Source organism: Comamonas antarctica, from assembly GCF_013363755.1.
In the GTDB taxonomy this organism is placed as follows: domain Bacteria; phylum Pseudomonadota; class Gammaproteobacteria; order Burkholderiales; family Burkholderiaceae_C; genus Comamonas; species Comamonas antarctica.
On the sequence record NZ_CP054840.1, the window covers coordinates 1,249,288 to 1,274,537 of the forward strand.

Here is a 25,250-nt window from a genome sequence, read left to right on the forward strand (position 1 = left end):
AGGCATGACAGTGGGCAAGACGGGTTATTTTTCCCATCGCGAGTGCTGGAAGCACGAGATGGGCCCTGGGCATCCCGAATGTCCGCAGCGGCTCGATGCGATCGAGGACCGGCTGCTGATCAGCGGGGTGTCCGATGCGCTTGACCGGCGCGAGGCCCCGGTGGCGCCGCTGGCCGATGTCGTGCTGGCCCATGATGCCGCTTATCTGCAGGGGCTCAGGGAGCGCTGCGAGCAACTCGAGCAGGCACGGCTGATTGGCGGCGCGCCCTATGCGCAGATCGATCCCGATACCGCGATCAATGCCTGCACCTGGAGCGCCGCGCTGCATGCGGCGGGCGCGGGCATCGCGGCCACTGATGCGGTGCTGGCCGGCGAGCTGGAAAACGCGTTCTGTTCGGTGCGCCCGCCCGGCCACCACGCGACACGCAGCCAGGCCATGGGCTTTTGCTTCTTCAACAACGTGGCCATCGCGGCGCTGCATGCGCTCGAGCACCATGGACTGGAGCGCGTGGCCATTGTCGACTTTGACGTACACCACGGCAACGGCACGGAGGATATCCTGGCCGGCGACCCCCGTGTGCTGATGGTCAGCGTGTTCCAGCACCCGTTCTTTCCTTTTTCCGGCGACCAGGACCCGGCCGACAACATGGTCAACGTACCCTTGCCGGCCTATACCAAGGGCATGGACATCCGCGAGATCGTCGAGATGATGTGGATTCCGCGGCTCGAGGCCTTCAAGCCGCAGATGATCTTCATCAGCGCCGGCTTCGATGGCCACCGCGAAGACGACATGGGCCAGTGGGCCATGAACGAGCAGGACTACGCCTGGATCACCAGCCGCATCAAGGATGTCGCGCGGCGCTTTTCCAAGGGCCGCATCGTGTCGTGCCTCGAAGGCGGCTATGCGATGAGCGCCCTGGGGCGCAGCGTCGAGGCGCATCTGCGCGTGCTGGCCGATCTGTGAGCGCGCGGGGCGCTGCGAGCCCCCATTTTTCCAAGGATTTTTTCGTACATGCATGACGCTTCTTCCACTGCCCGCGCCGACCAGTCCAACGCCGGCGCGCTGGTGCAGCTGCAGCGCGATGCGCGCGGTGTTTTCACCCTGAACCTCAACGATCCCGCGCGCTTCAATGCGCTGGGCAGCAGCATGCTGGCGGCGCTGCAGGCGGCCATCGACACCGTCGCTGCCGACGCCACGGCGCGCGTGCTGGTGCTGGCCGCGCAAGGCCGGGCCTTCTGCGCGGGACATGATCTCAAGGAGATGGCGGCCGACGGCAGCCTGGCCAGCCACCAGGCGCTGTTCGCGCGCTGCAGCCGCATGATGCTGAGCCTGCAGAAGCTGCCGGTGCCGGTCATCGCGCAGGTGCAGGGCATGGCGACGGCCGCGGGCTGCCAGCTGGTCGCGCAGTGCGACCTGGCCGTGGCCAGCGAGGCCGCTAGCTTTGCCACGAGCGGCATCCGCTATGGCCTGTTTTGCGCCACGCCCAGCGTGCCGCTGGTGCGCAACGTGCCGATCAAGAAGGCGATGGAGATGCTGCTCACCGGCGATTTCATCGATGCCGCCACCGCGCTCGACCAAGGCCTGGTCAACCGCGTTGTCGCGCCCGAGGCGCTGGCCGATGCGGTCGAAGCGCTGGTGCTGTCCATTCTCGACAAGCCGCGCACGGCCGTGGCCATGGGCAAGGCGCTGGTCTACCAGCAGCGCGAACTCGGCATCGAGGCCGCCTACCAGTTGGCCGGCCAGACCATGGCCGTGAACATGCAAGACGCCGATGCGCGCGAGGGCGTGGACGCCTTCGTGCAAAAACGCCAGCCCGGCTGGAGGGCAGGCGCATGAATACCAATGGAGCCGAAGCCCTCGAGCGGCTGATCGATGACTTCCAGCGCTCGAGCAGCTGGACCGAGTTCGGGCTGATCGCGCTGTGCCTGGCGCTGGCCTTCTTCATCACGCGCGGGCTGCGCAACCAGTACGGCAGCACGACCTCGGTGTGGCTCGGGCCGACCACGCTGGGCGGCGCGATGTTCCCGCTGCTGTGCCTGGTGCTGGTCGCCTGCGCACAGGGCCTGCTGGCCAATTTCCAGCCGGTGTTCTGGCTGCGCGTGGCCACCTCCATCCTGCTGTCGCTGGCGGTGATCCGCTTTGTCGTGCGCGTGCTGGCCAAGACCTTCCCGGCCTCGACCGCGGCGCGGCTGTTCGAGCGCATCTTCTCGTGGCTGGCCTGGGCCGTGGCGGTGCTGGCCAGCCTGGGCTTGCTGCCCAGCGTCATGGCCGACCTCGACGGCGTGCACATCCCGCTGGGCAAGACCTCGGTGAGCCTGCTGACGCTGTTCGAAGGCGTGATCTCGGCCGGCCTGATGATGGTGGCCGTGCTCTGGGCCGCGGCGCTGTTCGAGCAGCGCGTGCTCAACCAGGTGGTGCACGACCTGTCCATGCGCAAGGTGGCGATGAACCTGATGCGCACGGTGCTGATCACCATCGGCCTGCTGATCTCGCTGTCCATCGTCGGTGTGGACCTCACGGCGCTGTCGGTGATGGGGGGCGCGCTGGGCGTGGGCCTGGGCTTCGGCATGCAGAAGATCGCCTCGAACTATGTCAGCGGCTTTCTGGTGCTGATCGAGCGCGCGCTGCGCATCGGCGACAACGTGCGCGTTGACGGCTTCGAGGGCCAGATCACCGACATCCGTACCCGCTACACCGTCATCCGCGCCTCCAATGGCCGCGAATCCATCGTGCCCAACGAGTCGCTGATCACCCAGCGCGTCGAGAACCTGACCGACTTCGACCAGCGTTTCTCGCTCAGCACGACCATCACCGTCGAACTCGACAGCAGCGTGGAGCAGGTGTCGCAACTGATGCTGGCCGCGGCGCGGGCCCAGCCGCGCGTGCTGGAAAAGCCGGCACCTTTCGTGCAGCTGGTCGACATCCTGCCGCACGGGCTGCAGTTCACGCTGACCTACTACATCAACGATCCGATCAACGGCCAGGGCAATGTGCGCTCGGCCGTCAATATCGCGGTGCTGGCCGGGTTGCGCTCCGCCGAAGTGGCGCTGGCCGTGCCGCAGCAGCGCCTGGTGGCCTGGCCCATCGACCCGGAAGCCCAGGACATGTCGCGCGGCGATGCGCGCGCGCCCTCTGCGGCGGCGTCTTCCAAAAGTGATACGGCGCCGGCCGATCGCGCCTAGAATAGAACGATCGTTCTTTTTGGCGCCTGCCCCTGGTGCCCGCATTGATCCGCGCCGGCTGCGCGGCTTTGCCGCATAGAATGTTTCGAGTTTACGTATACGTCAATTCCATTCATAAATCGAGGAGCCGAAGCAATGAAGGTACTGGTCCCAGTCAAACGCGTGGTGGACTACAACGTCAAGGTGCGCGTCAAATCCGATGGCAGCGGCGTCGATATCGCCAATGTCAAGATGAGCATGAACCCGTTTGACGAGATTGCCGTCGAGGAAGCCGTGCGCCTGAAGGAAAAGGGCGCGGCCACCGAGGTCATCGCCGTGTCCTGCGGCGTGGCCCAGTGCCAGGAAACCCTGCGCACCGCGATGGCGATCGGCGCCGACCGCGCGATCCTGGTGCAGACCGATGCGGAACTGCAGCCGCTGGCCGTGGCCAAGCTGCTCAAGGCCCTGGTCGACAAGGAGCAGCCCGGCCTGATCATCCTGGGCAAGCAGGCCATCGATGACGACGCCAACCAGACCGGCCAGATGCTCGCGGCCTTGGCCGATCTGCCGCAGGCGACGTTTGCCTCGAAGGTGGAAGTGTCGGGCGATGTGGTTCAGGTCACACGCGAAGTCGACGGCGGCCTCGAGACCCTGTCGCTGAACACGCCGGCCGTGATCACCACCGACCTGCGCCTCAACGAGCCGCGCTATGTGACGCTGCCCAACATCATGAAGGCCAAGAAAAAGCAGCTCGACACCGTGACGCCCGAGGACCTGGGTGTCGACGTGGCGCCGCGCCTCAAGACCCTCAAGGTGTCCGAGCCCGCCAAGCGCGGCGCGGGTGTGAAGGTGGCCGATGTGGCGGCGCTGGTGGACAAATTGAAGAACGAAGCGAAGGTGATTTAAACCCTTTGCGGGGACTTCCCTGAGGACAGGCCCTTCATCCTTCGACAAGCTCAGGACGAACGGTTTTCCCGCTCACCCCTCGGCGGGCCCCCTGAGCCTATCGAAGTGTGTCCTAATCGAAAGAAATTCCATGACTTCCCTTGTAATTGCAGAACACGACAACGCCTCGATCAAGCCCGCGACCCTGAACACCGTCACGGCTGCCGCCGCCTGCGGTGGCGAGGTGCATGTGCTGGTGGCCGGTGAGGGCGCTGCCGCTGCCGCGCAAGCCGCGTCCCAGATTGCCGGCGTCTCCAAGGTGATCCTCGCCGATGGCGCCGCGCTGAAGAACAGCCTGGCCGAGAATATCGCCGCCCAGGTGCTGGCGCTCGCTGGCAACTACAGCCATATCCTGTTTCCCGCCACCGCCTCGGGCAAGAACGTCGCGCCGCGCGTGGCCGCCACGCTCGACGTCGCGCAGATCAGCGACATCACCAAGGTCGTGAGCCCCGACACCTTCGAGCGCCCGATCTACGCCGGCAACGCGATTGCCACCGTGCAGAGCAGCGATGCGACCAAGGTGATCACCGTGCGCACCACGGGCTTCGACGCGGCTGCGGCCACGGGCGGCAGCGCCGGCGTGGAAAACGTGACGGCTGCCGCCGATGCCGGCAAGAGCCGCTTCGTCGGCAGCGAGATCGCCGCCAGCGACCGCCCCGAACTCACCGCCGCGAAGATCATCGTGTCGGGCGGCCGTGCGCTGGGCTCGGCCGAGAAGTTCAACGAAGTGATCACGCCGCTGGCCGACAAGCTCGGCGCCGCGATCGGCGCCTCGCGCGCCGCCGTGGACGCGGGCTACGCCGCCAACGACCTGCAGGTCGGCCAGACCGGCAAGATCGTCGCGCCGCAGCTGTACGTTGCCGTGGGCATCTCGGGCGCGATCCAGCATCTGGCCGGCATGAAGGACTCCAAGGTGATCGTGGCGATCAACAAGGACGCCGAAGCGCCGATCTTCAGCGTCGCCGACTACGGCCTCGAAGCCGACCTGTTCACGGCCGTGCCGGAGCTGGTCAACGCGCTCTGAGCGCCACATTGGCAAGCCGAGGGGCCAGCCCCTCCGGGCCTGCCCTGCGCGGTCCGCCCCGTCGGGCCGCGCCGCGGCAGGCCCTCCCTATAAGAATATGCAGCGCCCAGCGCGCGTGACAGAGGGAGACAACCGCATGGATTCAATGATGGCCGCCGGCCGCCGGGCCGCTGTTGCGCTGGCGTGTACCCTGGCCTGCATGGGTGTGCAAGCCCAATGGGTGGTTGGGCAAGTCGCGCCGTTGACCGGCAAGGGCGGCACCCAGGGCCGCGCCTATGCGCAAGGCATGCGCCTGCATTTCGATCAGGTCAACAAGGCCGGCGGTATCCAGGGCCAGCCGGTGCAGCTGGTGGTCGTGGACGATGGCGGGCATCCCGAGAACACCGTCGCGCGCACGCGTGAACTGCTGGCCAAGTCCAAGCCGGTGGTGCTTGCCGGTTTCATGGGCAACGGCAATCTCGCCGCGCTGCTGGGCAGCGGCCTGCTGGAGCAGGAGCGCATCAGCCTGGTGGGCTACCAGGGCAATGACACCGAGGTCGCGCGCGCGCCGCAGGTCTTCAGCACCCGCGCGGGCCTGCAAGACGAGATGGCCAAGATCGCAAGCCATCTGGCCATGGTCGGCATCACGCGCCTGGCGCTGGTGATCGAGCAGCGTGCGGACAGCGATGCCGTGCTGCAGCTGGCCCAGACCACGGCGACGCCGGCGGGGGCCAAGCTGGTGGCGCAACTCACGCTCAGGAACGGGCGCAGCCAGGTGCTCGAAGTGGTCGAGCAACTGCGCAAGACCGACCCCGCGCCCCAGGCCATCCTGCTGGTGGCTTCGAGCCCCGCCACCGCGGCCTTTGTCGAAGCCTACCGCATGGAATCGGGCACGGCGCAGATCTATGCCACGTCCGATTCCGACATCGAGCAGCTGGCCACGCGCCTGCCGACCGAGCTGATGAGCGGCCTGTCGATCGCGCAGGTGGTGCCCAGCCCCTACCGCGTATCGATGCGCCTGAACAAGGAATTTCGCGACGCGCTCGCGGCCCAGCCCAAATCCGCGGAGATGACTGCCAGCTACGCGATGATGGAAGGCTACGTCAATGCCAAGGTGGTGGCCGAGGCGCTGCGCCGGGCCCAGCCCGTGAACCGCGAGAAGATCGCCGCCAGCCTGCGCAATTTCAATGCCCAGGACCTGGGCGGCTACTGGGTCACGTTCAAGCCCGGGTCGCAGTTCGGCTCGCGTTTCGTCGACCTGTCCATCGTCAGCGCCTCGGGGCGCATCAGCTATTAGGCGCCGCGCCATTCAAAGGAAATTCCATGAGCTATGTAGCACCTCTCCAAGACATGTTGTTCAACATGGAGCACCTGGCCGGGCTTGACCAGGTCGCGCAATTGCCGGGTTTCGAGGAGGCCGGACTCGACACTGCGCAGGCCGTGCTCGAGGAATGCGCGCGCTTCACGCAGGGCGTGGTGGCGCCACTGAACCGCCCCGCCGACATTGCGCCATCAAGCTGGAAAGACGGTGTCGTCACCACCAGCGACGGCTTCAAGCAGGCATTCCGCCAGTACGCCGAAGGCGGCTGGCAGGGCCTGCAGCATCCCGCCGATTTCGGCGGCCAGGGCTTGCCCAAGACCATTGGCGCGGCCTGCGTGGAAATGCTCAATGCGGCCAACCTGAGCTTTGCGCTGTGCCCGTTGCTGACCGATGGCGCGATCGAGGCCCTGCTCACCGCGGGCAGCGAGGAACTCAAGGCCGCTTACCTCGAAAAGCTCGTGACCGGCCAGTGGACCGGCACCATGAACCTGACCGAGCCCCAGGCCGGTTCCGACCTGGCGCTGGTGCGCACGCGTGCCGAACCCCTGGGCGACGGCAGCTACAAGGTGTTCGGCACCAAGATCTTCATCACCTACGGTGAGCACGACATGGCCGAGAACATCGTGCACCTGGTGCTGGCGCGCGTGCAGGGCGCGCCCGAGGGCGTCAAGGGCATCAGCCTGTTTGTCGTGCCCAAGTTCCTGGTGGAGGGCGGCGGCCTGGGCGCGCGCAACGATGTGCAGTGCGTCTCCATCGAGCACAAGCTGGGCATCAAGGCCTCGCCCACGGCCGTGCTGCAGTTCGGCGACGGCCTGGCAGGCAGCGTCGCCGACGGCGCGGGCGCGGGTGCGCGTGGTTTCCTCGTGGGCGAGGAGAACCGCGGCCTCGAATACATGTTCATCATGATGAACGCCGCGCGCTACGCGGTGGGGGTGCAGGGCATCGCGATTGCCGACCGCGCCTACCAGCAGGCCGCGGCGTTTGCCAAGGAGCGCGTGCAGAGCCGCCCGGTCGATGGCAGCGTGAAGGCCAGCGCGACGATCATCCACCACCCCGATGTGCGCCGAATGCTGATGCTGATGCGCGCCACGACCGAGGGCTGCCGCGCGCTGGCGACCACGGCCGCGGCGTCGTACGACCTGGCCCATCACCACCCCGATGCCGCCCAGCGCGCACACCACGCCGCGCTCTACGAATTCATGGTGCCGCTGGTCAAGGGCTACAGCACCGAGATGGCCCAGGAAGTCACGGGCCTGGGCGTGCAGGTGCATGGCGGCATGGGCTTCATCGAGGAGACCGGCGCGGCCCAGCACTACCGCGACGCCAAGATCCTGCCGATCTACGAGGGCACGACCGCCATCCAGGCCAACGATTTCGTCGGCCGCAAGACCCTGCGCGACGGCGGCCAGGTGGCCCGCGGCTTTGCCGCGCAGATCGCCGAAACCGAGGCACAGCTGCAATCCTGCGGCACGCCCGCCGCGCAGTCGGTGGCACGCCAGCTGCGCGCCGCGCGCCTGGCGTTCCTCGAAGTCGTCGATTTCATGCTGGCCAACGCCAAGGCGCAGCCCAACGCCGCGTACGCGGGCAGCGTGCCGTATCTGATGCTTGCCGGCAATCTGTTCGCGGGCTGGCAGCTGGCGCGTGCGCTGTGGGTGGCCGAGCAGCTGCTGCCTGCGGGACAGGACCCGCGTTTCCTGCGCGCGAAGATCGCCACGGCACAGTTCTATGCCGAGCATGTGCTGGTCAGGACCGCCGCGCTGCGCGACGGCATCGTCCAGGGCGCGGACAGCGTCATGGCACTGAACATCGACGATTTCTAAAGTACAGGAGACAAGCATGTCGCGACTTCCCCAGGCACTCCAGGGCCTGACCCTGCCGGTCATTGCCTCGCCGCTGTTCATCATCAGCAACCCGCAGATGGTGATTGCCCAGTGCCAGGCCGGCATCGTCGGCTCGATGCCCGCGCTCAATGCGCGGCCTGCGGCGCAGCTCGAGGACTGGCTGGCCGAGATCACCGAAACGCTCGATGCCTACAACCGCGCCAACCCCGAGCGCCCGGCGGCGCCGTTTGCGATCAACCAGATCGTGCACAAGAGCAACGACCGGCTCGAGCACGACATGGAAGTCTGCGCGCGCTTTCGCGTGCCCATCGTGATCACCTCGCTGGGCGCGCGCGAGGATGTGAACCAGGCGGTGCATGCCTGGGGCGGCGTGGTGCTGCATGACATCATCAACAACAAGTTCGCGCACAAGGCCGTGGAAAAGGGCGCCGACGGCCTGGTGGCCGTGGCCGCGGGCGCGGGCGGCCATGCGGGCGGCAAGAGCCCGTTTGCGTTGATCCAGGAAATCCGCCAGTGGTTCGACGGCCCGCTGGCACTGTCCGGTGCGATTGCATCCGGCGGCGCGGTGCTCGCGGCGCAAGCCATGGGCGCCGACTTCGGCTACATCGGCTCGGCCTTCATCGCCACGCACGAGGCACGCGCCAGCGATGCCTACAAGCAGGCCATCGTCGACGGCAACTCCGACGACATCGTCTACAGCAACCTGTTCACCGGCGTGCATGGCAACTACCTCGCGCCCTCGATCCGCGCGGCCGGCCTGGACCCGGAAAACCTGCCCGAGTCCGACCCGAGCAAAATGAACTTCGGCGGCGGCGCGACCAAGGCCTGGAAGGACATCTGGGGCTGCGGCCAGGGCATCGGCAGCATCGATGCCGTGACCAGCGTGGCTGAGCGCGTGGCCCAACTGCGCCGCGAGTACCAGGCGGCGCGCGAGCGCCTGGCGCTGGGCTGATCAGGGCGCGGCCGGCGGCAGGCCGCGAGCGGCCGGGCTCTTGCCGGTCAAGCGGTCCTTGAATTCCAGCACGCGCGTGACGGCTGCGCCCATGCCCATCAGCTGCTTGGCGGTGTCGGGCGACAGGCGCTGGATCTCGTCGAACCAGGTCATGAGCCGGTCGATGAGTTCATGCATGTCGCGCATGCGCTCCTGGGCATAGCGCTCCTCCTCGGTGTCGACCTCCTCGAGAAGCGCGGCGCGCAGCATCGACTGCGTCGGCTCGATCTCGCGGCGCCGGCGCTCTTCGGCCAGCAGCCGGAAGATTTCCCACACATCCTGCGGCGCGTCGAAGTACTCGCGCCGGTCGCCGGGGTGGTGGCGCAGATGCACCAGGCGCCACGACTGCAACTCCTTGAGTCCCATGCTCACGTTCGAGCGCGAAAACGCCAGCGCCTCGGCAATCTGGTCGGCATTGAGCGCCACCGGGGACAGGAACAGCAGCGCATAGATCTGGCCCACGGTCCGGTTGATGCCCCATCGGCTGCCCATCTCGCCAAAGTGCGAAATGAATTGGCGGTTGAGTTCAGGAAGAGGAGTGCTTTGCGTCATACCCGGCATTGTCCCTTTGTTGATGGGCTTTTCAGAAGCTACTGAAAGGGCCGAAGAACCAAGTAGGGTCATTGGCGTTTTCGCCCCGCGCCTGCGCGACAAGCGGCAATCGCCGGAAAGGCGCAAAATAGCAGCTTCAGGCCCTGGCGCCTGTTCATCCGGCGACATGCCGCGTGGACAGACCCCAGGCCTTTGTTCATTCGCCACGCGCCTGACGCTCCGTTCCGCGATCTTCCTGCCCATGTCTTCCTCATCTCCCGCGGCGCGCAATGCCGCCATCGACTGCACCAAGGGCCTGGCCTGCGCCGCCATCGTCTGGCACCACCTGGCGTTCTACGGCCCCATGGCGGATGTGGTGGAGCCGCTGCTGCCGGCGCTGATGGAGTGGCTGGACCAGTATGCGCGCATGGCCGTGCAGCTGTTCCTGGTGCTGGGCGGCTATCTGGCCGCGGCCAGCCTGGCGCCCACGGGCCTGGCGCGCCACAGCGCCGCGCTGCCGCAGATCGCGCGCCGCTTCGTGCGGTTGGTCGTGCCGCTGGCCGTGGCCCTGGTGCTGGCGGTGCTGGTGACGGCGCTGGTGCGGCCGTGGTTCGACCATTCCTCGCTGTCAGGCGCGCCCACGCTGTTCCAGTTGCTGGCGCACGCGCTGCTGCTGCAGGGCATCGTCGGCGAGGAGTCGCTGTCGGCAGGCGTCTGGTATGTGTCGATCGACTTCCAGCTGTTTGCGCTGACGGCGCTGCTGTTTGCCGCGGGCCGCTGGTTTGGCGCGCCCCGCGAACACGCACCCGGCACCCGGCCCACGGCCGGCCAGGCCGTGGTCGTGCTGCTGGCCGCGGCGTCGCTGTGGGGCTTCAACCGCGATGCCGATTTCGACAACTGGGCGGTCTATTTCTTTGGCGCCTACGGGCTTGGCATGATGGCCTTCTGGGCCGTTCGCTCGCCACGGCCCTGGGCCTGGAGCACGCTGATGGCGCTGCTGGTCGGCGTGGCGCTGTGGCTGGAATGGCGCGACCGCATTGCGCTGGCTGGCGCGACGGCGCTGGCATTGGTGCTCGTGATGAGCAGCCCGAAACTTCTTTCCTGGCAAGGCCCGAAGCGACTGCAGCAACTGGGTCAGATGTCGTATTCGGTGTTCCTGGTGCACTTTCCGGTGTGCCTGCTGGTCAATGCCGTCGTGACCTGGTTCTGGCCCGATTCGCTGGCCATCAATCTGGTCGGCCTGTGGGCGGCCTTCGCGCTGTCGCTGGCCGCCGGCCGGCTGCTGTATCAGCGCGTGGAGCGCCACATGCCCAGTTGGCAGGACGTGCTGCGCTGGCAGGCGAGCCTGGTGGGCACCGGCATGCTCATGACCTGGGTCACGGCCTGGATGTAAATCAGGCCCCCCCGTTCGCCCACTGCGTGTGGCTCTCTGGCCCCCAAGGGGGCGCGTTTTGCCTTGGGGCGGCCCGGCGGCAAAACCAGTCCCCCACGTTCGCCCACTGCGTGTGGCTCGCGCTGGGGGGCGTAGCCCCCCAGATGCCTCTTGCCTTGGTGCGCGTTTAGCGGTGCAGATCGCCCGCGCTTTCCGGCTGGTAGATGATTCCGGTGACGCGCACCGTCATGGTCTTGCCGCCCGGGCCGGGCCAGGCCAGCTCATCGCCCACGGACAGGCCCAGCAGCGCGCTGCCCACGGGCGCGAAGATCGACACGCGGTCGGCGCTGCCGTCGATGTCGCGCGGGTAGACCAGGGTCAGCTGGCATTGCTGGTGCGACTCAAGGATCTCGAACTGCACGGTGGAATTCATGGTCACGACATTGGCCGGCATCTGCGCCGGCTCGACCACATCGGCGCGATCGAGTTCGGCCTGGAGATCGGCCTTGCCCGGGAATGCCGACGCCGGCACCACCGCCAGCAGGGCTTCGATGCGATCAAGGTCGAGGGACGAGAGGGTGATCTGCGGCTTGCGCGACATGGTTATCTTTCTGAAGTCGAACGCTCCACTTTAGGCGAGCGCGGGTATCGCACTGTTTTGGTGCGATACCCGCTGTTGCGTCAGCCGTTCAGCTGGCTCGCATGGTGGCGCAGATGGTCGTCGATGAAGGTCTGGATGAAGTAGTAGCCATGGTCATAGCCGGGCTGGCGGCGCAGCGTCAGCGGCTGGCCCGCGCCGGCGCAGGCGGCTTCGAAGGCTTCGGGCAGCAGTTGCTTTTCCATCAGGAACTTGTCGGCCAGGCCCTGGTCGATGAGGATGCCCGCGGGGTAGGGCGCGGCCTTCTGTGCCTTCATCAGTTCCGTCGCATCGTGCGCTGCCCAGGCGGACCGGTCCTCGCCCAGGTAGCCGCTGAAGGCCTTGCGGCCCCAGGCGCACTCGCTGGGATTGGCAATTGGCGCAAAGGCCGAAACACTCTTGAACGTTCCCGGATGGCGCAGGGCCAGCGTCAGCGCGCCATGGCCGCCCATCGAGTGGCCGAAGATGCCCACCCGTTCGAGGTCGATGGGCAGCTTGCGGCCGACCAGCGGCAGCAGCTCCTCGATCAGATAGCTTTCCATGCGCCAGTGCAGGCCCCAGGGCCGGGTCGTGGCGTCGAGGTAGAAGCCTGCGCCCACGCCGAAGTCCCAGCTGTCCGCTTCGCCGGGCAGGTTGGCGCCGCGCGGGCTGGTGTCGGGTGCGATCAGCGCCACGCCCAGTTCGGCAGCCAGGCGCTGGGCGCCGGCCTTGGTCATGAAGGTTTCCTCGGTACAGGTCAGGCCGGCCAGATAGACCAGCGCCGGCACCTTTTCGCCGGCCACGGCCCGCGGCGGCAGATAGACCGAGAACTTCATCGGCAGGCCGATCTCGTTCGAGGCGTGGCGGTAAAAGCGCTGGGCGCCACCAAAGGCGGCATGGGCGCTGAGCAATTCGAGGGTGTCGGACATGCGGGGAGTTTCTCCAGAAAAATACGGCACGTGCAGTGTGACACGGGTAGCAAGCGTGGCCATGGCTTCAGGCACGCAGATGCCGTTCGTCCTGAGCCTGTCGAAGGGCATTTTCAGGGCGGGCCGCACAAAACCCCTGCTACAGCATGAGGGCTTCGGCGTTCATTCTTCCCAGGGGAAGGCGACCGTTGTCGCACCTGATCCACCCGACCCGAACGCCAGAGGCAAAAAAGCCCGCAGGGCCAAGGCATCTGCGGGCTTGTGTTCCAGCGGCCGGGGCCGCGAGGATTAACGCTGGGCGATAGGCTTGACGCTGCGCTCGGTCGAACCGGTGAACAGCTGGCGGGGACGGCCGATCTTGTACTCGGGGTCACCCATCTGCTCGTTGAGCTGGGCGATCCAGCCGACGGTGCGGGCCAGGGCGAAAATGCCCGTGAAGATGTTGACGGGAATGCCCATGGCGCGCTGCACGATGCCGGAGTAGAAGTCGACGTTCGGGTAGAGCTTGCGCTGCACGAAGTAGTCGTCTTCCAGGGCGATCTTCTCGACGGCCTTGGCCAGCGCGAACAGCGGGTCGTTTTCCAGGCCCAGTTCGGCCAGCACTTCATTGCAGGTTTCCTGCATCAGCGTGGCACGCGGGTCGTAGTTCTTGTACACGCGGTGGCCGAAGCCCATCAGCTTGACGCCGGACGACTTGTCCTTGACCTGTTCCATGAACTGACCGACCTTGGCGATGCCGCCGTTGGCCTGGATCTGTTCCAGCATGTTCAGGCAGGCTTCGTTGGCGCCGCCGTGGGCAGGGCCCCAGAGGCAGGCCACGCCGGCCGAGATCGCGGCAAACGGGTTCGTGCCCGACGAGCCGCACAGGCGCACGGTCGAGGTCGAAGCGTTCTGCTCGTGGTCTGCGTGCAGGATGAAGATGCGGTCCAGAGCGCGTTCGAGCACGGGGTTGACCTGGTATTCCTCGCAGGGGTTGCCGAACATCATGCGCAGGAAGTTGCCGGCGTACGACAGGTCGTTCTTCGGGTACATGTAGGGCTGGCCCACACCGTACTTGTATGCCATCGACACCAGGGTCGGCATCTTGGCGATCAGGCGGATGGCGGCAATCTCGCGGTGCTCGGGATTGTTGATGTCCGTGCTGTCATGGTAGAAGGCCGACATGCCGCCGACCAGGCCCGTCAGGACGGCCATGGGGTGGGCATCGCGGCGGAAGCCACGCAGGAAGAACTGCATCTGCTCGTTGACCATGGTGTGCTTGGTCACGCGCTCGACGAAGTCGGCCTTTTCGCTTTCGTTGGGCAGCTCTCCGTACAGCAGCAGGTAGCAGGTCTCGAGGTAGTCGCAGTTCTTGGCGAGCTGCTCGATGGGGTAGCCGCGGTACAGCAGCTGGCCCTTGTCGCCGTCGATATAGGTGATTGCCGACTGGCAGGCCGCCGTCGAGAGGAAGCCGGGGTCATACGTGAACATGCCCGTCTGACCGTACAACTTGCGAATATCAATCACGTCAGGGCCAATACTGCCCTGGTACACGGGCAGTTCAACGCTGGGGCTGCCATTGGTGAACGACAGCGTTGCTTTGTTATCGGCGAGTTTCATTTCCAACTTCCTTCTCTAGTTTGCCTAGCCTACATGTGAAAGTGATCCGGGCTGGCGCTTGCGCACCAGTTCCAGCACTTCTTTGATTTCTTCTGTGTCGAGTGCGCCTTCGGGTTCCTTGCGCGCAAGAAACAGGTCCAGAAGGTCGTTGTCTGCCAAGTCCATCAGGGCAGACAGGCCAGCCGCGTGTCTCCGCGTCAGCTGGTCTCCGTAGGTGGCGAAGAACTGCCCGATGAAGATGTCGTTCTCGACCAGGCCCCGGCGGCTGCGCCACTGGAGCAGGTTGCGTTCACGTTCGTCGAGCAGGGTGTTCGTCATGTGCATCAGATGGCGCGGCGCACCATCAGTTCCTTGATCTTGCCAATCGCCTTGGTGGGGTTCAGGTGCTTGGGGCACACGTCCACGCAGTTCATGATGGTGTGGCAACGGAACAGGCGGTACGGGTCCTCGAGGTTGTCGAGGCGCGCGCCCGTGGCTTCGTCGCGGCTGTCGGCGATGAAGCGGTAGGCTTGCAGCAGACCGGCCGGGCCGACGAACTTGTCGGGGTTCCACCAGAACGAGGGGCAGCTGGTCGAGCAGCTCGCGCACAGGATGCACTCGTACAGGCCATTGAGCTCTTCACGCTCTTCGGGCGACTGCAGGCGCTCCTTCTCGGGCGTGATGGTCTCGGTGATCAGGTACGGCTTGATCGAGTGGTACTGCTTGAAGAACTGCGTCATGTCCACGATCAGGTCGCGGATGACCGGCAGGCCGGGCAGGGGCTTGAGCACGATGGTGCCGGGCAAGGTGTTCATGTTGGTCAGGCAGGCCAGACCGTTCTTGCCGTTGATGTTCATCGCATCCGAGCCGCAGACGCCTTCGCGGCACGAGCGGCGGAACGAGATCGAGGGATCCTGTTCCTTGAGCTTGACCAGGGCGTCGAGCAGCATGCGCTCGTGGCCGTCGAGCTCGACCTCCACGGTCTGCATGTAGGGCTTGGCGTCCTTGTCCGGATCGTAGCGGTAAATTTGGAATGTGCGCTTCATGGGTATTTTCTCGTCGGGCTGCGGGGCGATCAGAACGTGCGGACCTTGGGAGGCACGCTGTCCACCGTCAGGGGCTTGAGATTCACGGGCTTGTAGCTGAGCTTGTTGCCTTCGCTGTGCCACAGGGTGTGCTTGAGCCATTCCTTGTCGTTGCGGCCGAGCGGGAACTCGGCGTGGTCGGCAGGGTGCTCGTAGTCGTACACGGTGTGGGCGCCGCGGCATTCGGTGCGCGCGGCAGCCGAGGTCATGGTGGCCTGGGCGACTTCGATCAGGTTGTCGACTTCCAGGGCTTCCATGCGCGCGGTGTTCCACACCATGGACTTGTCCTTGAGCGTCACGCTGCCCACGGTGTCGCGGATGGCGTTGATCTTGACCACGCCTTCGTCCATGCTCTTTTGCGTGCGGAACACGCCGGCGTGCTGCTGCATCGTCGTGCGGATGTTGCCGGCCACGTCCTGGGCATAGGTGCCCGCGGTCGATTCCTGGAGCTGGTTCAGGCGTGCCAGGGTGCGGTCGCAACCGTCGGCGGGCACGGGCTGGTGCTCGCCGCTGGTGCGCACGAAGTCCACGATGTGGCGGCCGGCCGACTTGCCGAAGACCAGCAGGTCGAGCAGCGAGTTCGTGCCCAGGCGGTTGGCGCCGTGCACCGAGACGCACGAGCATTCGCCGACCGCATACAGGCCGTTGACGATCTGGTTCGACTGGCCGTCATGCACCACGACCTGGCCGTTGATGTTGGTGGGGATGCCACCCATCTGGTAGTGGATGGTCGGCACCACGGGAATGTCTTCCTTGGTGATGTCGACGTTGGCGAAGTTCACGCCGATCTCGTACACCGAGGGCAGGCGCTTGTGGATGGTGTCGGCGCCGAGGTGGCTCAGCTTGAGCATGACGTAGTCCTTGTTCGGACCACAGCCACGGCCTTCCTTGATTTCCTGGTCCATCGAACGCGACACGAAGTCGCGCGGTGCCAGGTCCTTGAGCGTGGGCGCGTAGCGCTCCATAAAGCGTTCGCCTTCGCTGTTCAGCAAGATCGCGCCTTCGCCGCGGCAGCCTTCGGTCAGCAGCACGCCCGCGCCGGCCACGCCGGTGGGGTGGAATTGCCAGAATTCCATGTCCTGCAGCGGGATGCCCGCGCGTGCGGCCATGCCCAGGCCGTCGCCGGTGTTGATGAAGGCGTTGGTCGATGCCGCGAAGATGCGGCCCGCGCCGCCGGTGGCCAGCAGCACGGCCTTGGCCTGCAGCTCGTACAGGTCGCCGGTTTCGAGTTCCAGCGCCGTGACGCCGACGACATCGCCGGCTTCGTTGCGGATCAGGTCCAGCGCCATCCACTCGACGAAGAAGTTGGTCTTGGCCTTGACGTTCTGCTGGTACAGCGTGTGCAGCATGGCGTGGCCGGTACGGTCGGCCGCGGCGCAGGCGCGCTGCACGGGCTTTTCACCGTAGTTGGCGGTGTGGCCGCCGAACGGGCGCTGGTAGATCGTGCCGTCGGGGTTGCGGTCGAACGGCATGCCGAAGTGTTCGAGCTCGTAGACCACCTTGGGGGCTTCACGGCACATGAATTCGATCGCATCCTGGTCGCCGAGCCAGTCGGAGCCCTTGATGGTGTCGTAGAAGTGATAGTGCCAGTTGTCCTCGGACATGTTGCCCAGCGAGGCCGACACGCCGCCCTGCGCCGCGACGGTGTGCGAGCGGGTGGGGAAAACCTTGGACAGCGAGGCCACATTCAGGCCGGCGCGCGAGAGTTCCAGCGCGGCACGCATGCCGGAGCCGCCAGCGCCGACGATGACGACGTCAAACTTGCGCTTGGTGATTTTTGCTTTGGTGTAGCTCATTCTTAACCTTCAATCGTGGAGACCGTTTGCCCGCTTACATGCGCCACAGGACCTGGAAAGCCCAGGCGGCGCAGGCAACCAGCCAGGCCAGCGTCAGGACCTGCAGCGTCAGGCGCAGGAGCACCGGCTTGACGTAATCCATCCAGACATTGCGCATGCCGACCCAGACGTGCCAGGCAAACGCGATGATCAGTGCGAAGGTCAGGCCCTTCATCCACTGGGAGGCGAAGATGCCAGCCCAGAGGTCGTAGCCGATCGCGCCGCGCGAGAAGATCACCTGCGCCAGCAGCGCCACGGTGAAGATGATCATGATGACTGCGGTGCAGCGCTGGACCAGCCAGTCGCGCAGGCCGTAGTGGGCACCGACGACGGTGCGCTTGGAGCCGTAATTCACGGACATGGGAATTCCTTCTTCTTCAGTGTGCGGGGCGGATCAGTACAGGCCGAACAGCTTGGCACCCAGCACCACGGTGAGGGCGATGCTGATCACCAGCGTGGTGACGGCGGACTTGCGGCCGAATTCCTTGTTCACCGCCGAATGGCTCAGGTCCATCCAGAGGTGGCGGATACCGGCGATGAAGTGGTGCAGGTACGACCAGATCAGTGCCAGCGCCATGAGCTTGAAGAACCAGCCGGGCACGAAACCGGCGCCCGCGCGGAACACCGCGGTGAAGGCGTCGTACGAGATCTCCGAGCTCAGCGACTTGTCGAGCATCCACACGATGAACGGCAGCAGCACGAACATGATCACGCCGCTGATGCGGTGCAGGATGGACACCACCGCGGCAGCGGGCATGCGGTAGGTACGAACGTCCCTGACCAGGTGGATGTTGCGGAACTCGGGCCGCTTTTTGGCTAACTCTGTCATGTGATGCGCTTTCGTGGGTGGTAACTGCTTCGTAATCGGGCAATGCGATCGCCGCAAAATTCTATTGCAATGCAGCAACAAAGGTCGCGTGGCAATTGCGTATTTCTCCAATTACGTTGGTTTTGCTGCCGCTGGAGCCAAGAAAGAGGGGGCTAATTCAGGGCATTGCGGTAGTGGTGTGTGTCCGTGAGGTACAGGCCACGCCGTAACTCCATGGGAACATCGTTGTAAGTGTAGGCCACACGCTCGACGCTGAGCAATGGCGTGGAAGTGCTTACTTGCAGCAATTCGGCCTGCTCTGCATCGGGCAGCACGGCGCGGATCTTTTCCTCGGCGCGCACCATGCGCACGCCGTATTCGACCTCGAACATCGCGTAGGTCGGGCCCTGGTAGGCGCTGATCTGCTCGGCGGTCAGGCCCTTGAATGCCTGGCCGGGCAGCCAGATGTCCTCAAGAATCGTCGGCGTGCCGACAAAGGCCAGTACCCGGCGCACCTGCATCACGGCATCGCCGCTGCGCAGCGACAGCAGGCGCGCGATCTCGGCCGGTGCGCGCACGCGCTTGCAGTCGATGATGCGGCGCTGGGCGCGGCCTTCCTCCTGCACGTCGCCGGTGTCGGGGTGCAGCTTGAGGAAGCGGTACTGGACCTGCTGGGCCGAGTGGGTGGCCACGAAGGTGCCCTTGCCCTGGCGGCGCATCACGAGATTCTCGGCGGCCAGCTCGTCGATGGCCTTGCGCACCGTGCCCTGGCTCACGCGAAAGCGCGCCGCCAGCTCCATCTCGCTGGGAATCAGTTCTCCGGGACGCCATTCGCCGGCTTCAAGGCTCTGCAGGATCAACCCCTTGATCTGCTGGTACAAGGGGCTGAAGGCAGGGCCCGGCGCGGGCGCGGCGGCCGGCGTTTCAGTGGAGGGGGGCAAGGAGGAGGACATGTGTTTTTGTGGAATGGTGGGCGCCCGGCGCGGAGTCGAAAGCGCACATTGCACAGCGCTCTATCATATCTTATATAAGACATAAGACAAATTGACCGGGCAGCGAAATCAAGAGTACACTTGCAGGCTGTTTGCGGGGGCACAGGCTTGGCTGGATGACAGAATGCTGGTGCAAGAATGCGCCCACCATTTTTTCTGTTTCTGGAGTCATCACTATGAGCAAAGCACCTGTTCGCGTCGCCGTCACTGGCGCTGCTGGTCAAATCGGTTACGCACTGCTGTTTCGCATCGCTTCGGGCGAAATGCTGGGCAAGGATCAGCCCGTCATTCTGCAACTCCTGGAAATCCCTGACGAAAAGGCCCAGAACGCGCTCAAGGGCGTGATCATGGAACTCGAAGACTGCGCCTTCCCCCTGCTGGCCGGCATCGAAGCCCACTCCGACCCGCTGCAAGCCTTCAAGGACACCGACTACGCCCTGCTGGTCGGCGCCCGTCCCCGCGGCCCCGGCATGGAGCGTGCTGACCTGCTGGCCGCCAATGCCCAGATCTTCACGGCCCAGGGCAAGGCCCTGAACGCCGTCGCTTCGCGCAACGTCAAGGTCCTGGTCGTCGGCAACCCCGCCAACACCAACGCCTACATCGCCATGAAGTCGGCTCCCGACCTGCCGGCAAAGAACTTCACCGCCATGCTGCGCCTGGACCACAACCGCGCGGCTTCGCAGCTCGCGGCCAAGGCGGGCTTCAAGGTCGGCGACATCCGCAAGCTGACCGTGTGGGGCAACCACTCGCCCACGATGTACGCGGACTACCGCTTCGCCACCGTCGACGGCAAGTCGGTCAAGGACATGATCAACGACCAGGAATGGAACGCCAACGTGTTCCTGCCCACCGTCGGCAAGCGCGGCGCGGCCATCATCAACGCCCGCGGCCTGTCGTCGGCGGCCTCGGCTGCGAACGCTGCCATCGACCACATGCGCGACTGGGCCCTGGGCTCGAACGGCGAGTGGGTCACGATGGGCGTGCCCTCGAATGGCGAATACGGCATTCCCGCCGGCGTGGTCTTCGGTTTCCCCGTGACCACCGAAAACGGCGAATACAAGATCGTCGAAGGCCTGGAAATCGATGCCTTCTCGCAAGCCGGCATCGACAAGACGCTGGCCGAGCTGCAAGGCGAGCAAGACGGCGTCAAGCACCTGCTGTAAAAAAGGACGCGCAGCCTATGGCCGACTGGAACCCCGCGCTTTACCTGCGTTTCGCGCAGGAGCGCACCCGCCCCGCCGCCGAGCTGCTGGCCCGGGTCGATCTTTCCGGTCCGGCCCATGTGGTGGACCTGGGCTGCGGCCCGGGCAATTCCACCGAGCTGCTGGCCGAGCGCTTTCCCCAGGCACAGATCCTGAGAGTGGACAATTCGGCCGCCATGCTGGAGCAGGCGCGTGCGCAGCTGCCGCAGCTGGCGTTTGCCCACGCCGACATTGCCGACTGGGCGCCTGCGCAGGCGCCCGACCTGATTTATGCGAATGCCGCGCTGCAATGGGTCGGCGCGCATGAACAGCTGATTCCGCGCCTGTTCGCGGCCCTGGCTCCGGGTGGCGTGCTTGCCATCCAGATGCCGGACAATTTCCAGCAGCCTTCGCATCGCCTGATGCGCGAGGTCGCCGCGCTGCCGCAGTTCGCGCCGCATATCGACGCGAAGGTGGCCGCCGGCCGTTCCATTCTGGACATCCATGCCTACTACGACCTGCTCGCGCAGCAGGGCGCGCAGGTCGATGTCTGGCACACCATCTACCAGCATCCGATGGCCGATGCGCAGGCCATCGTGCAGTGGCTGCGCGGCACCGGCCTGCGGCCGTTTGTCGATCCGCTGCCCGAGCCGCTGCAAGCGGACTTCCTGCAAGCGTACGAGCGCCGCGTGGCGCAGGCCTACGCCGTGCGCGCGGACGGCCGGCGCCTGCTGGCGTTTCCCCGCCTGTTCATCGTTGCGAAACGCGCCCCATGAGCCTGCTGCCCGATTCCGCCCATCCCGCCACGGTTTTGCTCGACGCGCAGGCCAGCACGTTGCGCCTGCCGGTCTGCGACCATTACAGCGGCGTGGAAGCGCGCATGCGCAAGAGCCTGGAGCTGCAGGCCGAGATGACGGCCGAGTTCGGCACCTGCGTGTTCGATGTCACGCTGGACTGCGAAGACGGCGCGCCCGTGGGCGACGAAGCCGCGCATGCGCGGCTGGTCGCGGCGCTGGCGCGCGAGTCGGCGCCCGAGGCGCGCGTCGCGGCGCGCGTGCATGCGGTCGACCACCCGGCATTTGCCGAAGACGTGGCGACCATCGTGGGCGAGGCCAGCCACCGCCTGTCCTACGTCATGGTGCCCAAGGTCGAGAGCGTCGATGACGTGCTGCTGGCCGAGAAGGCGCTCGAGCGCGCTTCGGGCGGCCATCTGCCGCTGCATGTGCTGATCGAGTCGCCGGCCGCGGTCTACCGCGCCTTCGAGATTGCCGCCCATCCGCGCGTGCAGAGCATCTCGTTTGGCCTGATGGACTTCGTTTCCGCGCACGGCGGCGCGATTCCGGCATCCGCCATGGGCGTGCAGGGCCAGTTCGAGCACCCGCTGGTGGTGCGCGCCAAGCTGGAGATTTCCGCCGCCTGCCATGCCCATGGCAAGGTGCCCTCGCATTGCGTGGTCACCGAATTCAAGGACCCCGAGCGCATGCAGGCGGCCGCGGGGCGCGCCGCGCGCGAGTTTGGTTACACGCGCATGTGGAGCATCCACCCCGGCCAGATCCGTTCGATTCTCGCGGCCTTTGCCCCCGCGCAGTCCGAGATTGATCAGGCCGCGCGCATACTTCTGTCTGCCGCCGCCGTGCACTGGGCTCCGATCAGTGCCGACGGCGTGCTTCATGACCGCGCCAGCTATCGCTATTACTGGCAATTGCTGGAGCGCGCCCAGCAGACCGGGCGTAGCATGCCTGCGGGCGTGCAGCCCTGGTTTGCCGCTTCTTCCTCTACCTGAACTCTTTTTATGATCGCTGGAGCTCACATGAAATCCTTCATCGCCTCCTTCCTGCTCCTGGCTCCCGTGCTGGCCCTGGCCGCCGGCAGCACCCCGACGACCAAAGCCGCTGCCAAGCCCGCGGCCACGGCCAAGAAGGCCAGCGCCAAGCCCGCCGCCAAGAAGCCTGCCCAGGCGAAGTCCAAGGCACCGGCCGCCGCGGCTGCGGCCGCCGGCGCCGCTGGCGCGGTCACCGTGGCCCAGGCGCTGACGCCCGATGAACTGGCCATTGCCGAGCGCGTGCACACCGGCCGCATCGCCTGCGAGCTGGGCGCCCATGTCAATGTGAGCAAGCACGAGCAGCATGCCGGCCACTTCCAGATCGACGGCAAGGGCTTCAAGTACGAAATGGTGCCCGTGGCCACGACCACCGGCACGGTGCGCCTGGAAGACAAGGCCGCGGGTGCGGTCTGGCTGCAGATCGCCAACAAGTCCATGCTCATGAACCAGAAGCTGGGCCAGCGCCTGGCCGACGAGTGCATGAGCCCCGAGCAGTTCCAGGTGGCCGAAGCCATCAAGAAGAACCCACCCCCAAGCGTGCTCGACCCGGTAGCTGGCAGCAAATAAGCCTGCCCTGGTCGAGGCCTCACGCCGCCCCACCTTAGAAAACCATTGGAGAGAGAACCATGTTGAAAGCCTATCGCGATCATGTGGCCGAGCGCGCCGCGCTTGGCATTCCACCCCTGCCGCTGGACGCGACGCAAGTGGCGGAGCTGATCGAGCTGATCAAGAACCCGCCCGCCGGCGAAGACGCCTTCCTGCTGGATCTGCTGACGCACCGCGTGCCCCCGGGCGTGGACGATGCAGCCAAGGTCAAGGCCTCGTTCCTGGCAGCGGTCGCGCATGGCGACATCGCAGTGGGCCTGATCTCCAAGTCCCTGGCCACCGAGCTGCTGGGCACCATGGTGGGCGGCTACAACGTGCATCCGCTGATCGAACTGCTGGACGACGCCGAAGTGGCGGGCGTGGCCGCCGAAGCGCTGAAGAAGACGCTGCTGATGTTCGACTACTTCAACGACGTCGAAGCCAAGGCCAAGGCCGGCAACGCCAAGGCGCAGGAAGTGATGCAGAGCTGGGCCGATGCCGAGTGGTTCACGAGCCGCCCCGAAGTCGCGCAGAAGATCACCGTCACGGTGTTCAAGGTGCCCGGCGAAACCAACACCGACGACCTGTCGCCCGCACCCGATGCCTGGAGCCGTCCCGACATTCCGCTGCACTACCTCGCCATGCTGAAGAACACGCGTCCCGACGCGGCCTTCAAGCCCGAGGAAGACGGCAAGCGCGGCCCGATGCAGTTCATCGAAGAACTCAAGTCCAAGGGCCACACCGTGGCCTACGTCGGCGACGTGGTCGGCACCGGCTCCTCGCGCAAGTCGGCCACCAACTCGGTGATCTGGGCCACGGGCCAGGACATCCCGTTCGTGCCGAACAAGCGCTTCGGCGGCGTCACGCTGGGCGGCAAGATCGCGCCGATCTTCTTCAATACCCAGGAAGACTCGGGCTCGCTGCCGATCGAAGTCGACGTTTCCGCGCTCGAAATGGGCGATGTGATCGACATCTACCCCTATGCCGGCAAGATCGAGCGCGATGGCAACACCCTCGTGAACTTCGAACTCAAGAGCGAAGTGCTGCTGGACGAAGTGCGCGCCGGCGGCCGTATCAACCTGATCATCGGCCGTTCGCTGACCGCCAAGGCGCGTGAATCGCTGGGCCTGCCCGCGTCCACGGCCTTCCGCCTGCCCCAGGCGCCCGTGGCCACGCAAGCCGGCTTCACGCTGGCGCAGAAGATGGTCGGCCGCGCCGTCGGCCTGCCCGAAGGCCAGGGCGTGCGCCCCGGTACCTATTGCGAGCCGCGCATGACCACCGTGGGTTCGCAAGACACCACCGGCCCGATGACGCGCGACGAACTCAAGGACCTGGCCTGCCTGGGCTTCTCGGCCGACATGGTCATGCAGTCGTTCTGCCACACCGCGGCTTACCCCAAGCCCGTGGACGTGAAGACGCACCGCGAACTGCCGGCGTTCATCAGCAACCGCGGCGGCGTGGCCCTGCGTCCCGGCGACGGCGTGATCCACAGCTGGCTCAACCGCCTGCTGCTGCCCGACACCGTCGGCACCGGCGGCGACTCGCACACGCGTTTCCCCATCGGCATCTCCTTCCCCGCGGGCTCGGGCCTGGTGGCCTTCGGCGCCGCCACGGGCGTGATGCCGCTGGACATGCCTGAATCGGTGCTGGTGCGCTTCAAGGGCGAAATGCAGCCCGGCGTGACGCTGCGCGACCTGGTGCACGCGATTCCGCTGTACGCGATCAAGGCCGGTCTGCTGACGGTGGCCAAGGCCGGCAAGAAGAACGTGTTCTCGGGCCGCATCCTGGAAATCGAAGGCCTGCCCAACCTCAAGGTCGAACAGGCATTCGAGCTGTCCGACGCCTCGGCCGAGCGCTCGGCTGCGGGCTGCACCATCAAGCTTAACCCCGAGCCGGTCAAGGAATACCTGACCAGCAACGTGGTGCTGATGAAGAACATGATCGCCGAAGGCTATGCCGACCGCCGCACGCTGGAGCGCCGCATCGAGAAGGTGCAAGCCTGGCTCGACGCGCCGAACCTGCTCGAAGCCGACAAGGACGCCGAATACGCTGCCGTGATCGAGATCGATCTGGCCGACATCCAGGAGCCGATCGTCTGCTGCCCGAACGACCCCGATGACGCCAAGTTCCTGTCCGAAGTGTCCGGCACCAAGATCGATGAGTCCTTCATCGGTTCGTGCATGACCAACATCGGCCACTTCCGCGCAGCCGCCAAGCTGCTCGGCGGCCAGCGCGACATCCCGGTCAAGATGTGGGTTGCGCCCCCGACCAAGATGGACGAGAGCGAGCTGATCAAGGAAGGCCACTACGCGGCGTTCGGCGCCTCCGGTGCGCGCACCGAGATGCCCGGCTGCTCGCTGTGCATGGGCAACCAGGCCCAGGTGCGCGAAGGCGCGACCGTGATCTCGACCTCGACGCGCAACTTCCCCAACCGCCTGGGCAAGAACACCAATGTGTTCCTGGGCTCGGCCGAATTGGCCGCCATTGCCTCGAAGATCGGCTATCTGCCCACGAAGCAGGAATACCTGCTGGCCATGGGCATCATCGACGCCGACAAGGCCAGCGTCTACCGCTACATGAACTTCGACCAGATCGAGGAGTACGCGGAAGTCGCCAAGGGCAACGTGGCTCCGGCCTGCTGATTCTTCGGCTT

24 protein-coding genes are annotated in these 25,250 nt (G+C 65.8%); 14 read left to right on the forward strand and 10 right to left on the reverse strand.

The genetic code is table 11. The features are described 5' to 3' along the window. The first annotated feature begins 4 nt into the window (after window positions 1-4). The 8 genes from HUK68_RS05885 (at window position 5) to HUK68_RS05920 (ending at window position 9,224) form a co-directional block, all read left to right on the forward strand. Window positions 5-964 carry a histone deacetylase family protein gene (locus tag HUK68_RS05885; RefSeq protein ID WP_175503355.1) on the forward strand — a complete coding sequence of 320 codons (960 nt, stop codon included), beginning with the start codon at window positions 5-7 and terminating at the stop codon, window positions 962-964. A gap of 48 nt (window positions 965-1,012) precedes the next feature. Then, window positions 1,013-1,837 carry an enoyl-CoA hydratase gene (locus HUK68_RS05890; RefSeq protein WP_175503356.1) on the forward strand — a complete coding sequence of 275 codons (825 nt, stop codon included), beginning with the start codon at window positions 1,013-1,015 and terminating at the stop codon, window positions 1,835-1,837. Next, window positions 1,834-3,183, forward strand: a complete 1,350-nt coding sequence (locus HUK68_RS05895; protein WP_175503357.1) for a mechanosensitive ion channel family protein — start codon at window positions 1,834-1,836, stop codon at window positions 3,181-3,183. The genes HUK68_RS05890 and HUK68_RS05895 overlap by 4 nt, the downstream gene beginning before the upstream one ends. A gap of 135 nt (window positions 3,184-3,318) precedes the next feature. Beyond that, window positions 3,319-4,068 (forward strand): electron transfer flavoprotein subunit beta/FixA family protein, encoded by a 750-nt coding sequence (locus HUK68_RS05900; RefSeq protein WP_175503358.1) that lies wholly within the window; start codon window positions 3,319-3,321, stop codon window positions 4,066-4,068. Window positions 4,069-4,198: 130 nt separating this feature from the next. Next, complete coding sequence (locus HUK68_RS05905; protein ID WP_175503359.1) at window positions 4,199-5,131, forward strand: electron transfer flavoprotein subunit alpha/FixB family protein; 933 nt, start codon at window positions 4,199-4,201, stop codon at window positions 5,129-5,131. Window positions 5,132-5,267: 136 nt separating this feature from the next. After that, window positions 5,268-6,407 (forward strand): ABC transporter substrate-binding protein, encoded by a 1,140-nt coding sequence (locus HUK68_RS05910; RefSeq protein WP_175503360.1) that lies wholly within the window; start codon window positions 5,268-5,270, stop codon window positions 6,405-6,407. A 26-nt stretch (window positions 6,408-6,433) separates the two neighbouring features. Beyond that, a complete protein-coding gene (locus HUK68_RS05915) occupies window positions 6,434-8,251 on the forward strand; it encodes an acyl-CoA dehydrogenase (protein WP_175503361.1) in 1,818 nt (605 codons plus the stop codon). 16 nt (window positions 8,252-8,267) lie between these two features. Beyond that, on the forward strand, window positions 8,268-9,224 hold the full coding sequence (locus HUK68_RS05920; protein WP_175503362.1) for an NAD(P)H-dependent flavin oxidoreductase: 957 nt from the start codon (window positions 8,268-8,270) through the stop codon (window positions 9,222-9,224). On the opposite strand, the gene HUK68_RS05925 is transcribed toward HUK68_RS05920, so the two are convergent. Next, a complete protein-coding gene (locus HUK68_RS05925) occupies window positions 9,225-9,824 on the reverse strand; it encodes a GbsR/MarR family transcriptional regulator (protein ID WP_175503363.1) in 600 nt (199 codons plus the stop codon). Between the two features lie 232 nt (window positions 9,825-10,056). On the opposite strand from HUK68_RS05925, the gene HUK68_RS05930 reads away from it, so the two are divergent. Then, the gene (locus HUK68_RS05930; RefSeq protein WP_175503364.1) at window positions 10,057-11,187 is read left to right on the forward strand and encodes an acyltransferase family protein; all 1,131 of its coding nucleotides are present in this window, start codon (window positions 10,057-10,059) and stop codon (window positions 11,185-11,187) included. A gap of 166 nt (window positions 11,188-11,353) precedes the next feature. Here HUK68_RS05930 and rnk read toward each other — a convergent pair whose 3' ends face one another. The 9 genes from rnk to HUK68_RS05975 form a co-directional block, all read right to left on the reverse strand. Continuing rightward, window positions 11,354-11,767 carry a nucleoside diphosphate kinase regulator gene (rnk, locus tag HUK68_RS05935; RefSeq protein ID WP_175503365.1) on the reverse strand — a complete coding sequence of 138 codons (414 nt, stop codon included), beginning with the start codon at window positions 11,765-11,767 and terminating at the stop codon, window positions 11,354-11,356. Window positions 11,768-11,847: 80 nt separating this feature from the next. After that, window positions 11,848-12,711, reverse strand: a complete 864-nt coding sequence (fghA, locus tag HUK68_RS05940; protein ID WP_175503366.1) for an S-formylglutathione hydrolase — start codon at window positions 12,709-12,711, stop codon at window positions 11,848-11,850. Window positions 12,712-12,999: 288 nt separating this feature from the next. Continuing rightward, the gene (locus HUK68_RS05945; protein ID WP_175503367.1) at window positions 13,000-14,310 is read right to left on the reverse strand and encodes a citrate synthase; all 1,311 of its coding nucleotides are present in this window, start codon (window positions 14,308-14,310) and stop codon (window positions 13,000-13,002) included. Window positions 14,311-14,334: 24 nt separating this feature from the next. Further along, the gene (locus HUK68_RS05950; RefSeq protein WP_175503368.1) at window positions 14,335-14,634 is read right to left on the reverse strand and encodes an FAD assembly factor SdhE; all 300 of its coding nucleotides are present in this window, start codon (window positions 14,632-14,634) and stop codon (window positions 14,335-14,337) included. Continuing rightward, window positions 14,634-15,335 (reverse strand): succinate dehydrogenase iron-sulfur subunit, encoded by a 702-nt coding sequence (locus HUK68_RS05955; RefSeq protein ID WP_175503369.1) that lies wholly within the window; start codon window positions 15,333-15,335, stop codon window positions 14,634-14,636. The genes HUK68_RS05950 and HUK68_RS05955 overlap by 1 nt, the downstream gene beginning before the upstream one ends. Window positions 15,336-15,364: 29 nt before the next feature. Continuing rightward, window positions 15,365-17,170 carry a succinate dehydrogenase flavoprotein subunit gene (gene sdhA / locus HUK68_RS05960; protein WP_175503370.1) on the reverse strand — a complete coding sequence of 602 codons (1,806 nt, stop codon included), beginning with the start codon at window positions 17,168-17,170 and terminating at the stop codon, window positions 15,365-15,367. Between the two features lie 34 nt (window positions 17,171-17,204). Next, the gene (gene sdhD / locus HUK68_RS05965; RefSeq protein WP_175503371.1) at window positions 17,205-17,570 is read right to left on the reverse strand and encodes a succinate dehydrogenase, hydrophobic membrane anchor protein; all 366 of its coding nucleotides are present in this window, start codon (window positions 17,568-17,570) and stop codon (window positions 17,205-17,207) included. Window positions 17,571-17,603: 33 nt separating this feature from the next. Further along, window positions 17,604-18,038 (reverse strand): succinate dehydrogenase, cytochrome b556 subunit, encoded by a 435-nt coding sequence (sdhC, locus tag HUK68_RS05970; RefSeq protein WP_175503372.1) that lies wholly within the window; start codon window positions 18,036-18,038, stop codon window positions 17,604-17,606. A 152-nt stretch (window positions 18,039-18,190) separates the two neighbouring features. Further along, window positions 18,191-18,970 (reverse strand): GntR family transcriptional regulator, encoded by a 780-nt coding sequence (locus HUK68_RS05975; protein WP_175503373.1) that lies wholly within the window; start codon window positions 18,968-18,970, stop codon window positions 18,191-18,193. 215 nt (window positions 18,971-19,185) lie between these two features. Here HUK68_RS05975 and HUK68_RS05980 point away from each other — a divergent pair, with 215 nt between their 5' ends. The 5 genes from HUK68_RS05980 to acnB are packed head-to-tail and all read left to right on the forward strand — an operon-like array spanning window position 19,186 to window position 25,239. Beyond that, entirely contained in the window at window positions 19,186-20,172 is a 987-nt protein-coding gene (locus HUK68_RS05980) for a malate dehydrogenase (RefSeq protein WP_175503374.1), read from the forward strand. A 17-nt stretch (window positions 20,173-20,189) separates the two neighbouring features. Next, complete coding sequence (tam, locus tag HUK68_RS05985; RefSeq protein WP_175503375.1) at window positions 20,190-20,966, forward strand: trans-aconitate 2-methyltransferase; 777 nt, start codon at window positions 20,190-20,192, stop codon at window positions 20,964-20,966. Next, a complete protein-coding gene (locus tag HUK68_RS05990; protein ID WP_175503376.1) occupies window positions 20,963-21,973 on the forward strand; it encodes an HpcH/HpaI aldolase/citrate lyase family protein in 1,011 nt (336 codons plus the stop codon). The genes tam and HUK68_RS05990 overlap by 4 nt, the downstream gene beginning before the upstream one ends. A 27-nt stretch (window positions 21,974-22,000) precedes the next feature. Continuing rightward, on the forward strand, window positions 22,001-22,579 hold the full coding sequence (locus HUK68_RS05995; protein ID WP_175503377.1) for a hypothetical protein: 579 nt from the start codon (window positions 22,001-22,003) through the stop codon (window positions 22,577-22,579). Between the two features lie 59 nt (window positions 22,580-22,638). Continuing rightward, window positions 22,639-25,239, forward strand: a complete 2,601-nt coding sequence (gene acnB, locus HUK68_RS06000) for a bifunctional aconitate hydratase 2/2-methylisocitrate dehydratase (protein ID WP_175503378.1) — start codon at window positions 22,639-22,641, stop codon at window positions 25,237-25,239. Window positions 25,240-25,250 lie beyond the last annotated feature (11 nt).